The sequence below is a fragment of the Paenibacillus sp. 2RAB27 genome, from assembly GCF_052115445.1.
GTDB lineage: Bacteria > Bacillota > Bacilli > Paenibacillales > NBRC-103111 > Paenibacillus_E.
Genome location: NZ_JBFRGR010000019.1, coordinates 15,735 through 29,968, shown reverse-complemented (window position 1 = coordinate 29,968; position 14,234 = coordinate 15,735). Strand labels below are relative to the sequence as shown.

Here is a 14,234-nt window from a genome sequence, read left to right as displayed (position 1 = left end):
TGTGGACGTTTTTAGCCAATTACAGGATTTTCAATTAGATGTGCTTAAGGAAGTAGGTAATATTGGCGCAGGGCACGCAGCGACTGCGCTTTCTACCTTACTAGATAAGCCGATTGATATGTTGGTTCCAAAAGTAAGAATGTTGCCTTTCGAAGAAATTTGCGAAAGCGTCGGCGGGGCTGAGACAGTCGTACTAGCCATCTTCTTACGTGTTGAAGGGGATGCCCCGGGAAATATGTTTTTCATTCTTGACTTGGATGCTGCCAAAAACATGCTTCATGATTTGGTTGGTTTATCCTTAACGGATCATGAAGAGTATTCAGAGTTAGAATTATCAGCACTGAATGAAATTGGAAACATACTTGCCGGTTCTTATTTATCCTCGCTTGCTGATTTTACGAATTTAAATATGCAGCCGACGGTTCCAGCGCTGGCGATCGACATGGCTGGTGCAATTTTAAGCTATGGTTTATTGCAATTTGGTCAAATGGGAGACCAGGCTCTTCTCATTGATACTAAATTTTTGGAAGGGGAGAATGAAGTGCAAGGGCACTTTTTCTTAATCCCTGATCCTGAATCGTTTGGTAAAATCTTTTCGGCATTAGGGGTAGTCTCTCCATGACGCTAGAAAACTTAATTAAAGTAGGTATGGCTGACTTGAATGTTGCTCATCAAATTGGCGTTTTGAAGACAACAGGATTAGGTTCATGTGTAGGCGTTACCCTATACGACAGCCGATCAAAAGTAGCAGGAATGGCTCATGTCATGCTGCCTTCATCTGAAATAGCGCGAGAAGGTTCATTGAATATAGCGAAGTACGCAGATACGGCTATTCCAGAGCTAATTTCAAGAATGGAAAAGCTAGGAGCCAATATAAGTAAGCTTGAAGCCAAGTTGGCTGGTGGTGCTCAAATGTTTGCTTTTGCCGGAAATAATGATACGATGAGAATTGGACCGAGGAATGTAGAATCTTGTAAAGAAATGTTGAATCGTTACAAGATTCCTATTCTGGCAGAGGATACAGGAGCTAATTATGGCCGCACGATTGAGTTCTTTAGTGCGACAGGGATCCTCCAGATCCGTAGTGTTCAATTAGGAGTAAAGGAAATTTAATGATGATTGGTACTATTCGAATTAATCTCATTGTAGCTTTGTTAGCTGGAATTTTTACGTTTGCCTTATCGATAGGCAATAATTTATTCTTGTCATCCTGTATCAAAGCAGGATACAGCTTTCTCATTTTATTCGTTGTCACATTTGGATTTAGATGGGTCTTAGGGTTATTAATTGGACCTGTTTCTTCATTAGAGGATTCATTACTCGAGAACTCCTCATCCGGGGTTGGTCAGAACTTAGATCTAAGTACACCCGATGAGGATGAAGAAACACGCCAATTACTGAAATCTAACCACACGAATCAGACGAAAGATGCACAATCTAATGATATGCAGTTTTCACCATTGAATCCACCTAAGCTAGTCACCAAGAATAATTTGGACCCTGAACAACTGGCGGGTGCCTTGAGGCGAATGTCTGAAGATTAAGGATGGTGTATCATTAATCATGATTGATCAAAAGCAAGTTCAGCTTGCAAATATTGATTTATGGAAACAGTGGAAAGAACAAGGTGTTATTGCGGCTAGACAAGCTCTAATAGAGAACTACTTACCATTAGTGGAGTATGTCTCAGGCAGGTTAGCCATTGGTCTTCCCAAAAGTGTCTCCAAAGATGACTTATCTAGCTTTGGAGTTATGGGATTAATTGATGCTATTGAGAAGTTTGATTATGCAAGAGGCTTACAATTTGAAACTTATGCTTCTTGGAGAATTCGCGGGTCAATCATTGATGGCTTACGTCAAGGGGATTGGGTTCCAAGGTCAGTTAGAGAAAAAGCTAAAAAAGTAGAAGACGCTTATCAAAAGCTCGAACAACAATATCTTCGATCAGTTACAGATTCGGAGATAAGTACTTTTTTACAAATTAGCGAGCAAGATTTTCAACAAATGTTACAGGATATCTCTGTTACGACCATATGTTCGATTGATGACCCCATACGCGAAGAAGAGTCAGAGACTAGATTATCCCTTATCGTGGATGAGAAAGCCAAGAACCCAGAATCTCAAGTAAACGAGTTTTATTTGAAAGAATCCTTGGCAAAAGCGATAGATCGCTTGACAGAAAAAGAAAGAACTGTTGTTTCACTATTTTATTTTGAAGAGTTATCATTAAGTGAAATTGCAGAGGTCATGTGTTTATCACCATCGCGTATTTCTCAATTGCACTCTAAAGCGATCTTAAGACTTAAAGGTGTACTCGGACGATTTAAAAATCAACTTTTTCAAGATAATTAAACTTATTCTGAAAGTATGGAAAGGTGGTATGTCCGTGAGTGAAGGGAACATGCCTTTGGATTTCTTCATAAGTATTACAGTGTCAGATGACAAGTTATCTGCTCATTTACTTATCAGTAATACTGAAGATACGTTTAAAGTCTCAATTGGGCAATTATTAGATCTGGTTCAAAAAAATCGCATTATTCATGGAGTAAATCAAGTAGTGCTTGCAGAAATTGCAGCAAATCCTAAATCTTTTTCTCATAAAAAGACTCTAATTGCAACGGGAACTAAACAGGTAGATGGTCAAAATGGATATATTAAATTATCTTTTGACGTCGATGACAACGAAAAAAAACCCTTGGAGCTGGAAGACGGCCGGGTCAATTATAAAGAAGTCGTATCCATTCATAATGTTAGAAAAGGGCAATTGATTGGTCAACGCTTTTTAGCTACAGGCGGCACACCTGGTCGTGCTGTTACTGGTGAAACGCTTTTTTCAAAAACAGGTAAAGAAGCTAGATTCAAAGTAGGTAAAAATGTTGTAACTGATGCTGATCAGATGGGGCTATACGCAACGATTGATGGCATGGTAGTCCGTACGGATCGAGATAAAATAAACGTATTCCCTGTGTACGAGATTAATGGGGATGTCGATTATAATATTGGTAACATTGACTTTATCGGTACAGTTGTTGTTAGAGGGAATGTTCTACCTGGGTTCAAAATTCGAGCAGCTGGAGACATTCGTGTGACTGGTGGAGTTGAAGCCGCGGAGCTTGAAGCAGAAGGATCGATTGAAATTTCGGCAGGTATTGTAGGGCAAAATAAAGCTTTGATCAAAGCTGGTAAGAATGTGAAGAGCTCATTCATCCAGGATGCCACGATTGAAGTTTCTGGTGATCTAAACGTTTCCCAAAGTATCATGCATTCGACGGTTAGAGCGGGTAGAAGTGTCAATTGTGTGGGTGCAAAAGGTTTAATCGTAGGCGGGACCATTCAAGCTGGAGAACGCGTTACGGCTAGAACAATTGGGAATTCAATGTCAACAGCAACTGTAATTGAAGTAGGGGTTCTGCCTGAATTGCGGAATGAAATGATTCAACTTCGTAATCAACTAAGATCACTGAGTGAGAATATGGAAAAAACGAGTAAAGCGCTTACTTTGTTGGATCAATTAGCTGCTGCGGGCCAGCTCAGTCCTGATAAACTTGCCATGCGTATTAAACTTAATAATACGAAGAAGCAGTCTGTGGACGAACAAGTATCGATCAAGGAACGGATTTTGGAAATCGAGAAATCTCTTGAGGATTCTGAGAATGCTAAGGTTCAAGTTATTTCGACGATTTATGGTGGTACCAAAATTGTCATTGGTCGTTACACAAAATTTATTAAAGATCCAACGAACCGAATGACATTCCGATTAAGTGAAGGCGATATTGTCATGAGTGCAAATGTGTAAGTGAGGAGGGAGTAGACGATGAGTTTCAAAGCCATCGATTTACAATTCGCTGTACACAAGAATGATGAGGCTGGTATAAAGCAGAATCAATTGATGCAGAAGCCGCGGCAAGATGGAACGATTTTAGAAAATCAAGCTGTACAAACAACGGAACGTGACCGAGGACGGGCAAGCAAACTTGAAGAGAGTGGGCGCGCTGATATCTTGGATCGACGTGAACAGAAAAAAACGCAAATGGGTAAAGGTAAGACAAGAGGGCAATTAAATAATCTTACTAAGGATCCGGAACACCAACCGGACCATCCCTATAAAGGTCATCATATTGACTTCTCCCTCTAACTTGCTATAGGAAAAGGTGAACTTTATGGTTATGCAGCCGGTGCTCTATGTCATCCTTCTCGGTCTTGTGATGATTGTTTATGCGAGATTTATACCGAAGGAACCAACGACGGCTTCATCCGCAAATGCTACGGTAGTGCAGGAAATCGAAGATACAATAGAACATTTCGCCGCTGAGATGGATGAACAGAATCAAGCGATGCTTGATCTATTTTCAAAGACAAAGCAAGATTATGAAGTAGAGCTTGCTAAGTTAGCTGGCCGTTTGGAAACCTTGGAGCGACAAAAACACGAGCTGTCCAAAGAACTTACGACTCTTCATGTGAGTCAGCCACCAGTTCTTTCTCCGGCGGAGATGCTGAGTGCTCTGAACGCTCCTAATCATGGTATTCCTGCATCTGTACATGTAATCGAAACTGCTCCTGATCCTCTACCTGAGGAGCCAGTCTATGTGGGTTTAAGTATGAAGAGCAGATATTCTGAACTATTTACTTTACATGATCAAGGGAAAAGCGTGGAGGCAATAGCCAAAAAGCTTAGTATGAATAAAGGCGAGGTCAGTTTGATCCTTCAACTTTCGAGACAGGAGGAACGGACCCGTGTTTAAAAATAGAGCCTTAGTTACTGGTATTGGGGTAGGTATTATTATTGGCGCTATGCTTCTTCAAGTGATGCTGATTCGTCCAAGTAGCCCGAGCAAGTCAGGAATATCTTTGGAGGAGATGGATCCTCAGAAGCTCAAGGAAGAGGCCTCTAAATACTATTTGGTACTTGAGAAAAATGTGAAAATGTACACCCAAGCCGAATTGGATGCTGCTGTGCAGAAAAAAGTCAAAGACGAAGCCGATAAGCTAGCTTCGACGAAGCCGCAAGAAACGCCTAAATCGACTGCTCCCGCGGCAGTTACATCTTCAAAGATCGTCATCTATGTCCAACCCAATTTAGATGCAACGGCGGTTGCTGAGCTTCTTGTGAAGTCCGGTGTAATTACAGATCGCAAGGCGTTTGTAACCGAACTCGATAAGCAAGGCGGAAACACGAAGATTCAAGTTGGCTATCATGTATTTGAAGGTTTTATGGACACGCAGACAGTGGTGACGAACCTTATTACTTCGCAATAGAATTTCAGACTAAAGGATCTTCTTAGAGAGATCTTTTTTTGTTTGCTTATACATAAACTATCCAATTCAAGGGAAGAATGACATTCAGCATAAAAGGTTGCACCTTGTTTTCAGTTGTGGTATATTTATTCACGGTGTTAAAAACTCACGCCCGTCAATTTGCATAACGGTGCTTACTTCGGTAGGTTTTATGCAAAGATGCGAGGGGCGGCGGATACCAAATAAACCATTTAGAGGAGGGATTGGGGATGGCAGTTATCTCCATGAAACAGCTTTTAGAAGCTGGCGTACATTTCGGTCACCAAACACGTCGTTGGAACCCGAAAATGGACAAGTATATCTTTACTGAAAGAAACGGTATTTACATCATCGATCTTCAAAAAACGGTTAAAAAAGTTGAGGAAGCTTACAACTTTGTTAAATCCGTATCCGAAGACAATGGTACAATCCTTTTCGTAGGAACTAAGAAACAAGCCCAAGATTCCGTTGCTGAAGAAGCAGAACGTTGTGGCATGTACTTCATCAACCAACGTTGGTTGGGTGGTACATTGACTAACTTCCAAACAATTCAAAAACGTATTGATCGTTTGAAAACTCTTGAAAGATGGGAAGAGGATGGCACTTTCGAAGTTCTTCCTAAGAAAGAAGTTATCATTCTTCGCAAAGAGAAAGAGCGTCTTGAGAAATTCCTAGGCGGAATCAAGAACATGAAAGGTTTGCCAAGTGCACTTTTCATTATCGATCCTCGCAAAGAGCGTATTGCTGTAGCAGAAGCTCGTAAATTGGGTATCCCAATCGTTGGTATCGTTGATACAAACTGCGATCCAGACGAAATTGATTACGTGATTCCAGGTAACGATGATGCGATTCGCGCAGTTAAATTGTTAACAGCGAAAATTGCTGATGCAGTTATCGAAGCACACCAAGGCGAGCAAACAACAGCTTAAATTATAGCAATGTGAAAAGGGTGGTTGGAAGGTGTAACAGCCTGTCACCACCCTTTTTTTAAAGAATAAACTAGTGTTACATATAAAAATAAACATTTAACAGGAGGTTTCTTCTAATGGCAGTTACAGCAGCACAAGTAAAAGAGTTACGTGAAAAAACAGGTGCAGGTATGTTAGATTGCAAAAAAGCACTTGAAGAAGCAAACGGCGATATCACAAAAGCGGGTGAACTTCTTCGTGAGAAAGGTCTTTCTGCAGCAGCTAACAAAGCTGGACGTATTGCTACAGAAGGCGCTGTAGAATCTTATATCCACGCTGGTGGTAAAGTTGGCGTTCTTGTTGAGATCAACTGTGAAACTGACTTCGTTGGTAAAACAGAGCAATTCAGAACGTTCTGCAGAGACATTGCTATGCATATCGCAGCAGCAAACCCATCGTATGTTCGTCGTGAAGAAGTTCCAACAGAAGCTTTGGAAAAAGAAAAAGAAATTCTTCGTAACCAAGCTTTGAACGAAGGCAAACCAGAGAAAATCATCGACAAAATGGTTGAAGGTCGTATTGGTAAATACTACGAAGAGTTCTGCTTAATGGAGCAAGCATTCATTAAAGACCCAGACAAAACAATCGACCAATTGTTGAACGAGAAAATCGCTGCAATCGGCGAGAACATCTCCATTCGTCGTTTCGTTCGTTTCGGACTTGGTGAAGGTCTTGAGAAAAAACAAGAAAACTTTGCGGAAGAAGTTATGTCCCAAGTTAAACTATAATAGGTATTTAAAAAGTTGGAACACTTGGTGTTCCTTCTTTTTTAGCCCTTAAAGACATGGAGTTATGCATGGAAACGGAGGTCATACAAGTTGGGTCAACCTTTTTATAAAAGAATAGTGCTTAAATTGAGCGGCGAAGCTTTAGCCGGACAGCAGGGATATGGTATTGATTCAGAAGTGATTACCTCCATTGCTCAACAAGTGAAGGATGTTGTAGAGTTAAATGTGGAAGTTGCTATTGTTGTTGGCGGTGGGAATATCTGGCGCGGAATCGCAGGTAGTGAGAAAGGAATGGATCGTGCAACAGCGGATTACATGGGGATGCTGGCTACTGTCATGAATTCACTTGCTTTGCAGGATGCATTGGAAAACCTAGAGGTACCAACAAGAGTCCAGTCCTCCATTACTATGCAACAAGTTGCTGAACCTTACATACGTAGGAGAGCTATGCGCCATCTTGAAAAGGGTAGAGTAGTTATTTTCGCTGCGGGAACAGGTAATCCTTATTTCTCGACGGATACGACGGCTGCATTGAGAGCTGCAGAGATTGAAGCAGAAGTTATTCTTATGGCCAAAAATAAAGTGGATGGCGTCTATTCAGCTGATCCATTCAAAGATCCAACAGCTAAGAAATTCGAAACGTTAACCTATATGGAAGTTATAAGCAATAACCTTGGTGTCATGGACTCCACTGCATCTTCCCTTTGTATGGATAACAACATTCCGTTGGTTGTATTTAATATCACGGAAAAAGGGAATATCAAACGAGTGGTCCTTGGCGATAAAATTGGGACTACAGTTAAAGGGAGCGTATAAACCATGCCTCAATCAGTGAAGAAGAACGCAGAAGATCGGATGGACAAAGCAATTGGAGCACTAAGAAGAGATTTGACTTCTCTTCGTGCGGGGCGTGCAACGCCATCGTTATTAGATCGCATTCAAGTGGAATACTATGGTGCAATGACACCTGTTAATCAATTAGCTAATTTGACAACACCAGATTCACGTACCCTTCTCATTCAACCATGGGATAAGAGCTCTATGTCTTCTATTGAGAAGGCAATTATGAAGTCCGATTTAGGTTTAACACCTTCGAATGACGGGATTGTTATTCGTATTGTTATTCCTGCATTAACAGAAGAGCGTCGTAGTGATTTGGTGAAAATGACGAAGAAATTTGGCGAAGAAGCCAAAATTGCTATTCGTAATATTCGCCGTGATGCGAATGACGAAATTAAAAAGCTTGAGAAAGCAGGTATTTCTGAGGATGAGTCCCGCAAGCATCAAGAGGACATTCAGAAATTTACTGATAAATTCGTAGCTGAAGTTGAGAAAGTTTTGGCTGCTAAAGAAAAAGAAATCATGGAAGTATAAGATAGATATGCCCCCGGGTATTCATTTGCTGGGGGTTTTTCATCTTTCCCTAGTTGGGAGGAACAACTGTGCTCAAGCTATTTAAGAAATGGTTTAATCCAACACCTAAGCCAGTGAACGAAAAAGCAGCGGATATAGAGTTGGACAAAGTACCTGCGCACGTTGCGATAATTATGGATGGAAATGGTCGATGGGCCAAACAGCGAGGCTTGCCTCGTGTAGCAGGTCATCATTCGGGTATGAAAAATGTAAAGAAGATTACAATGGCAGCCAATGATATTGGTGTCAAAGTACTTACCATGTATGCTTTTTCAACTGAAAATTGGAAACGCCCCAAAGAAGAAGTCGAGTTTCTAATGAAGCTTCCTCAAGAGTTTTTCCCTTTGGAAATTGAAGAATTAATTCAGAACAATGTGCGTATTCGAATGACCGGTTGGAAAGATGGTCTACCTGACTATACGCTGAAAGCTATAGAAGGTGCGATCGAGCGAACGAAAGATAACACGGGTCTTATTTTGAATTTTGCTTTAAATTATGGCGGACGTAAGGAAATCATTGCAGGTGTTCAGGATATGATGAAGGACTTGCAGAACGGGAACTTGAACCCGGATGAGTTGAACGAACAACTCTTTTCATCCTATATGTTAACGTCAGATTTGCCTGACCCTGATTTGTTGATTCGTACGAGTGGAGAATTGCGATTAAGCAACTTTTTACTATGGCAATTAGCGTATTCGGAATTATGGTTCACAGATGCCTATTGGCCAGAATTCACAGAGGACTTATTTATGCAAGCCATTGCTGAATATCAGCGCCGCGGAAGAAGATACGGTGGTATTTAACATCTGATTGTGTAATCGTTTTTCACTAAAAAGGATGACTTAGAGATAAACGTTGTTCATCTAGGGGGATTCAACTTGAAACAAAGGATCATAACAGGCGTTATTGCCGGTCTTGCATTTATTACTCTACTTGTACTTGGTGATTTGTGGTATGCAGGATTAATCGTACTCTGTTCAATTATTGGATACCGCGAGTACTTACAAATGAATGGGTATATGCCATTTAAACTAACAGCTGTTGCTGGACTTATAGCACTTTTATGTTTAACGATCCCTTGGGGGTTGTTAGGTATAACATGGACAATTTCGTTTACAACCGTTATTTGGTTTGCCATGTTTTTGTTGCTTTTCATAACAGTAGCTTCCAAGAATAAAATAACGATTGATCAAGTATCTGTGATTTTACTAGGCGTTGTTTATATTGGATTTGGCTTCAACTATATGATCCAGGCTCGCTTGGCGGATAATGGATTGTTTTGGTCGATCATGGTGTTTGTTTGTATTTGGGCGTCTGATGCAGGTGCTTATTTTGTCGGTTCGAAGTTAGGCAAGCACCCACTATGGCCACAAATAAGTCCTAAAAAGTCGATTGAAGGAGCGCTAGGCGGAGTAGTTATTGCGATGATTTTGGCAGTATGCTTTGCTTTGTACGCACCAGATCTCTTAAGTGTAGGGAAATCACTCCTGTTAGGATTTATTATTGCTGTAGTAGGACAAATTGGTGATTTAATTCAATCCGCTTATAAGCGTGTTAAAGGAATTAAAGACACGGGAACTTTGCTGCCAGGTCATGGTGGTGTACTCGATCGGATGGATAGTTGGTTAATTGTTTTCCCCTTTATCTATTTGCTCAATTTGATTCCTAACTAATTTTCATAAGCGGGGTTGAACATATGAAGAAAATTGCCATCTTGGGATCGACAGGTTCCATTGGAACTCAAACCTTGGATCTTGTACAGCATTCGCCAGAAAAGTTTCAGGTCGAGGCAATATCAGCAGGGTATAACAGTGATCTTGTCATTGAGCAAGCTAATCAATTTCGACCCAAGCTCGTTTCTGTTGCTACGAAGGAATTAGCTGAAATTGTTGCAAGGCAAATACCATCAAACATTAAGGTTCTTTATGGTGAAGCTGGTTTGTTGGAGGTCGCTGCTGCGACAGATGCGGATTTGCTTGTAAGTGCATTGGTGGGGAGTCAAGGATTAAGACCAACTTTGGCCGCGATTGAAGCAGGTAAAGATATTGGACTAGCCAACAAGGAGACCTTAGTAAGTGCGGGTCACATTGTAACTGAAGCCGCTTCTCGAAAAGGTGTTGCCTTATTACCTATAGATAGCGAGCATTCTGCGATTTTTCAATGTTTGAATGGTGAGAATCGTTCTCAAATTTCTCAAATCACGATTACGGCTTCAGGTGGCTCATTCCGCGATCGTACGCGTGAACAATTAGTAGGTGTTACCGTGGAGGATGCACTAAAGCATCCGAATTGGTCGATGGGCGCCAAAATTACGATTGACTCTGCAACAATGGTGAATAAAGGTCTTGAAGTAATGGAAGCACACTGGCTTTTTGGGTTAGCTTATGAGGATATCAAAGTGTTGCTTCATCCGGAAAGTGTCATTCACTCTTACGTTGAATTTGTTGATCATAGTGTTATCGCTCAGTTAGGTAATCCAGATATGAGGGTTCCCATCCAGTATGCGTTAACGTATCCAAATCGCTTTCCAACACCAACAACAAGATTAGACCTAGCCGCAATCGGTAAACTTCATTTCCGTGAGATGGATTATACACGATTCCCTTGCTTGCGCATGGCGTTTGAAAGTGGTAAACAAGGTGGAATTACGCCTACTGTGTATAATGCTGCTAATGAAATTGCGGTGGCTCGTTTTCTTAAGGGTGACATTTCATTTCTACAAATTGAGGATATTATCGAAGCTTCTTTGCAAAAACATGAATCATATGCTAATCCTACAATTGAAGTTATTCACGAACAAGATCAATGGGCTAGATCGTTTGCAGCGTCTATCCGTTTCTAAATGTCAGGAAGAGATGAGGTCAGCTTGCATGGCTCAGCTCTTCTTTTCAATTTCCGACACCGAGGTTGTAAAGCAAAGTCTATATATTTCACTTAGTTCGTATAATGACCTGTACGGGCATAGCTTGTATTCAGCCGTTCAATAGTGGTAATCTAAGAACAAGAACAGCTGATCTGAAGTAGATGCTTAGAAGGTAGACTCATTTACCGAAAGCGTCGGGTCATTGCTACATAAGGTAGTTTTCTGAAAGAAAACCCGAAGGAGGAAATACGACTTGTCGGCTATTGAAGTTGGGTTAAAGGTTATTCTGCTGTTTTTCGTTCTTGTTACGATTCATGAATGGGGTCATTTTTACTTTGCAAAACGTGCAGGTATTTTAGTTCGTGAATTTGCGATTGGCTTCGGTCCCAAAATATTTTCATATAAAAAAGGGGAGACCCGATATACGTTACGGATTTTACCGATTGGTGGATTCGTTCGCATGGCAGGTGAAGACCCGGAAATCGTTCAAGTTAATCCTGGACAAACGGTTGCAATTAAATTAAACAAACAGAATGAAGTTACATTCTTATATCTAGATCAATTAGATCGCCGTTCTAACGTCATCATTGGTGTCGTAGAACAAATTGATTTAGAGCGAGCACTTCGCATATCCCTGGATGTCGACGGTGAGAAAGTGACGTATCCGATTGATCCGCAAGCCATGATGGTGACGAAGGGAACAGAAACCCAAATAGCGCCATATGATCGTCAATTCGGCTCGAAATCCGTAGGGAAACGTGCCATTGCTATCGTTATGGGACCCGTTATGAATTTTATTCTGGCGATTGTTTTGTTTTTCATCGTGGTGATTATGTCTGGTGTGTTCACGAATGTGAAGCTGGATTCTGTTCTTGCAGGTAAAGCAGGTGAGAAGTCAGGCCTTCAGAAAGGCGACATCATCATGTCCATTGATAAGCAGCCTATTGGTGATGATCGGGAGAAACTAGTTACCTCGATACAATCTTCTGCTGGTAAGCCAATGACATGGGTAATCGATCGCGCTGGGAATCCAATTACACTTCAAGTAACACCAGAAATGGAAGCAGGAGCTGGGAAGCTTGGTGTTGTCATTAGCGGTGACCGGAGAAGTGCAACTTTGGGTGAAGTATTTACAGGGACCTATGATCAAGTAGTAGGTACTACCATTGGAATCGTAACAGGTTTGCAAAAACTCGTTATGCTTCAATTCAAATTAGATGATCTCGGTGGGCCTGTGAGAACTGCTCAAGTGTCTGCTGAGTTTGCTAAAATGGGACTGACTTACTTAATCTCTTGGGCTGCCACTTTAAGTTTATATCTAGGTATTTTTAATTTATTGCCAATCCCTGCGCTAGACGGAAGTCGTCTGCTTTTCATGGGCTTAGAAGCATTGAGAGGTAAGCCGATAGACCCGAACCGTGAGAGTATGGTTCATTTTGTTGGTTTTGCACTCCTGATGCTGTTGATGGTAGCTGTTACATACAATGATATTTTACGATTGATTAAGGGTTAGTCCTAATCTGTGGGAGGGTTTATGTCAAACGATAAGCAATTTGTTAAAGAAATAACACCACAAGGAGAAGACTTCTCCCGATGGTATATAGATGTTATTAAGAAAGCAGATTTAATGAGCTACTCCCCGGTTCGTGGGTGTATCGTGTTCAAACCGGATGGTTATGAAATTTGGGAAAATATTCAACGTGAGTTGGATAGCAAATTTAAAGAAACGGGTCATCGCAACGCGTACTTCCCGTTATTTATCCCAGAGAGCTTTTTCCAAAAGGAAAAAGAACATGTCGAGGGCTTTAATCCAGAACTTCCTTGGGTCACTGAGGCAGGTGGGGAGAAGTTAGAAGAGCGTTTGGCTATCCGTCCAACCTCAGAAACGATGATCGGACACATGTACGCCGAATGGATTAACTCCTATCGTGATCTACCTTTATTAATCAATCAATGGGCAAACGTAGTTCGTTGGGAGAAGCGCACGTTGCCGTTCTTACGTACAACTGAGTTTTTGTGGCAAGAGGGTCATACTGCGCACGAAGACGAGCAAGATGCTCGACGCGAAACGATGCAAATGCTTGATGTGTATCGTCAGTTTGCAGAAGATTTCCTAGCGATCCCAGTTATCGTAGGCCAAAAGACGCCATCGGAGAAATTCGCAGGTGCCATTGATACTTTCTCCATTGAAGCTATGATGAAGGATGGCAAAGCTGTTCAAGCCGGGACTTCTCATTACCTTGGAACGAATTTCGCAGTTGCCTTTGATATCAAATTCCTAGACCGTGAGAATCAACACCAATTTGCACATACAACTTCATGGGGAGTTAGCACGCGATTAATTGGCGCGCTTATCATGGTTCACGGGGATGATCGCGGATTAGTATTACCGCCGAAGGTTGCACCTACGCAAGTTATCATGATTCCAATAGGACCTCCAAAAACGCGCGAGCAAGTAATTGGACGGGTTGACGAGTTGTTCGCGGACCTGAAGAAAGCTGGCGTTCGCGTTAAAGTGGATGATCGTGCAGATCAAAGTCCAGGTTGGAAATTTAATGAGTACGAAATGCGCGGTGTTCCAATTCGCGTAGAGTTAGGTCCTCGCGACATGGAAAATGGCGTAGTCGTTCTTGTTTCTCGCGTAAGTGGAGAAAAGAAAATTGTTCAACAGGCTGACTTCGTGCAAGAAGTTCAAAATTTACTTGCTGAGATTCATCAGCAGATGTATGATAAAGCGAAGCAATTCCGTGACGAGCATTATATTGCGGTAGATACGATCGATGAGTTTAAGACTTTCTTGGAGACGAAACGCGGATTTGCCTTGGCTGGCTGGTGTGGATCTAACACTTGTGAATCGCAAGTGAAGGAAGAAACAGGAGCAACAAGTCGTAATATCCCGTTCACACCATCCGAAACCAAATCGACTTGTCTTGTGTGCGGCGATCCTGCCAAGCATACAGTTGTCTTTGGTCGAAGCTATTAATTACA

Annotated in this window: 17 protein-coding genes; all 17 read left to right on the top strand. The window is 41.5% G+C overall.

Going from position 1 to position 14,234, the window contains the following annotated elements; all coding sequences use genetic code 11:
• The first annotated feature begins 1 nt into the window (after position 1).
• The 17 genes from AB4114_RS22825 to proS all read left to right on the top strand — a co-directional run bounded on the left by AB4114_RS22825 (position 2) and on the right by proS (position 14,229).
• Complete coding sequence (locus tag AB4114_RS22825) at positions 2–622, top strand: chemotaxis protein CheC (protein WP_441990512.1); 621 nt, start codon at positions 2–4, stop codon at positions 620–622.
• Positions 619–1,113 (top strand): chemotaxis protein CheD, encoded by a 495-nt coding sequence (locus AB4114_RS22820; RefSeq protein ID WP_171635822.1) that lies wholly within the window; start codon positions 619–621, stop codon positions 1,111–1,113. The genes AB4114_RS22825 and AB4114_RS22820 overlap by 4 nt, the downstream gene beginning before the upstream one ends.
• Complete coding sequence (locus AB4114_RS22815) at positions 1,113–1,544, top strand: hypothetical protein (RefSeq protein WP_441990511.1); 432 nt, start codon at positions 1,113–1,115, stop codon at positions 1,542–1,544. Before AB4114_RS22820 ends, AB4114_RS22815 begins: the two co-directional genes overlap by 1 nt.
• 19 nt (positions 1,545–1,563) lie before the next feature.
• Positions 1,564–2,352: a FliA/WhiG family RNA polymerase sigma factor gene (locus AB4114_RS22810; protein ID WP_171635824.1), complete on the top strand. Its 789-nt coding sequence runs from the start codon at positions 1,564–1,566 to the stop codon at positions 2,350–2,352.
• 28 nt (positions 2,353–2,380) lie between these two features.
• Positions 2,381–3,796 (top strand): DUF342 domain-containing protein, encoded by a 1,416-nt coding sequence (locus tag AB4114_RS22805; RefSeq protein WP_441990510.1) that lies wholly within the window; start codon positions 2,381–2,383, stop codon positions 3,794–3,796.
• 18 nt (positions 3,797–3,814) lie between these two features.
• Positions 3,815–4,135, top strand: a complete 321-nt coding sequence (locus AB4114_RS22800) for a hypothetical protein (RefSeq protein WP_171635826.1) — start codon at positions 3,815–3,817, stop codon at positions 4,133–4,135.
• A 25-nt stretch (positions 4,136–4,160) separates the two neighbouring features.
• Positions 4,161–4,742: a hypothetical protein gene (locus tag AB4114_RS22795; protein ID WP_441990509.1), complete on the top strand. Its 582-nt coding sequence runs from the start codon at positions 4,161–4,163 to the stop codon at positions 4,740–4,742.
• Complete coding sequence (locus AB4114_RS22790; RefSeq protein WP_441990508.1) at positions 4,735–5,256, top strand: hypothetical protein; 522 nt, start codon at positions 4,735–4,737, stop codon at positions 5,254–5,256. Before AB4114_RS22795 ends, AB4114_RS22790 begins: the two co-directional genes overlap by 8 nt.
• 248 nt (positions 5,257–5,504) lie before the next feature.
• Positions 5,505–6,203: a 30S ribosomal protein S2 gene (rpsB, locus tag AB4114_RS22785; protein WP_056625008.1), complete on the top strand. Its 699-nt coding sequence runs from the start codon at positions 5,505–5,507 to the stop codon at positions 6,201–6,203.
• Between the two features lie 116 nt (positions 6,204–6,319).
• Positions 6,320–6,970: a translation elongation factor Ts gene (gene tsf, locus AB4114_RS22780; RefSeq protein ID WP_057315674.1), complete on the top strand. Its 651-nt coding sequence runs from the start codon at positions 6,320–6,322 to the stop codon at positions 6,968–6,970.
• 90 nt (positions 6,971–7,060) lie between these two features.
• Positions 7,061–7,786, top strand: coding sequence for a UMP kinase (gene pyrH, locus AB4114_RS22775; RefSeq protein ID WP_056625013.1), 726 nt, complete (start codon positions 7,061–7,063; stop codon positions 7,784–7,786).
• Between the two features lie 3 nt (positions 7,787–7,789).
• Positions 7,790–8,344 (top strand): ribosome recycling factor, encoded by a 555-nt coding sequence (gene frr, locus AB4114_RS22770; RefSeq protein ID WP_056625017.1) that lies wholly within the window; start codon positions 7,790–7,792, stop codon positions 8,342–8,344.
• A gap of 68 nt (positions 8,345–8,412) precedes the next feature.
• Entirely contained in the window at positions 8,413–9,186 is a 774-nt protein-coding gene (locus AB4114_RS22765) for an isoprenyl transferase (protein WP_441990507.1), read from the top strand.
• A gap of 75 nt (positions 9,187–9,261) precedes the next feature.
• Positions 9,262–10,056, top strand: a complete 795-nt coding sequence (locus AB4114_RS22760; RefSeq protein WP_441990506.1) for a phosphatidate cytidylyltransferase — start codon at positions 9,262–9,264, stop codon at positions 10,054–10,056.
• A 23-nt stretch (positions 10,057–10,079) separates the two neighbouring features.
• Positions 10,080–11,225 carry a 1-deoxy-D-xylulose-5-phosphate reductoisomerase gene (locus AB4114_RS22755; protein WP_441990505.1) on the top strand — a complete coding sequence of 382 codons (1,146 nt, stop codon included), beginning with the start codon at positions 10,080–10,082 and terminating at the stop codon, positions 11,223–11,225.
• 274 nt (positions 11,226–11,499) lie between these two features.
• Entirely contained in the window at positions 11,500–12,759 is a 1,260-nt protein-coding gene (rseP, locus tag AB4114_RS22750) for an RIP metalloprotease RseP (protein WP_441990504.1), read from the top strand.
• A gap of 21 nt (positions 12,760–12,780) precedes the next feature.
• A complete protein-coding gene (proS, locus tag AB4114_RS22745) occupies positions 12,781–14,229 on the top strand; it encodes a proline--tRNA ligase (protein WP_441990503.1) in 1,449 nt (482 codons plus the stop codon).
• The last annotated feature ends 5 nt before the right edge of the window (positions 14,230–14,234 follow it).

Coding starts and splice junctions, on each gene's coding strand:
- AB4114_RS22820 (WP_171635822.1), top strand. CDS start 619: ATGACGCTAGAAAACTTAATTAAAGTAGGTATGGCTGACTTGAATGTT.
- AB4114_RS22815 (WP_441990511.1), top strand. CDS start 1,113: ATGATGATTGGTACTATTCGAATTAATCTCATTGTAGCTTTGTTAGCT.
- AB4114_RS22810 (WP_171635824.1), top strand. CDS start 1,564: ATGATTGATCAAAAGCAAGTTCAGCTTGCAAATATTGATTTATGGAAA.
- AB4114_RS22805 (WP_441990510.1), top strand. CDS start 2,381: ATGTCCGTGAGTGAAGGGAACATGCCTTTGGATTTCTTCATAAGTATT.
- AB4114_RS22800 (WP_171635826.1), top strand. CDS start 3,815: ATGAGTTTCAAAGCCATCGATTTACAATTCGCTGTACACAAGAATGAT.
- AB4114_RS22795 (WP_441990509.1), top strand. CDS start 4,161: ATGGTTATGCAGCCGGTGCTCTATGTCATCCTTCTCGGTCTTGTGATG.
- rpsB (WP_056625008.1), top strand. CDS start 5,505: ATGGCAGTTATCTCCATGAAACAGCTTTTAGAAGCTGGCGTACATTTC.
- tsf (WP_057315674.1), top strand. CDS start 6,320: ATGGCAGTTACAGCAGCACAAGTAAAAGAGTTACGTGAAAAAACAGGT.
- frr (WP_056625017.1), top strand. CDS start 7,790: ATGCCTCAATCAGTGAAGAAGAACGCAGAAGATCGGATGGACAAAGCA.
- AB4114_RS22755 (WP_441990505.1), top strand. CDS start 10,080: ATGAAGAAAATTGCCATCTTGGGATCGACAGGTTCCATTGGAACTCAA.
- proS (WP_441990503.1), top strand. CDS start 12,781: ATGTCAAACGATAAGCAATTTGTTAAAGAAATAACACCACAAGGAGAA.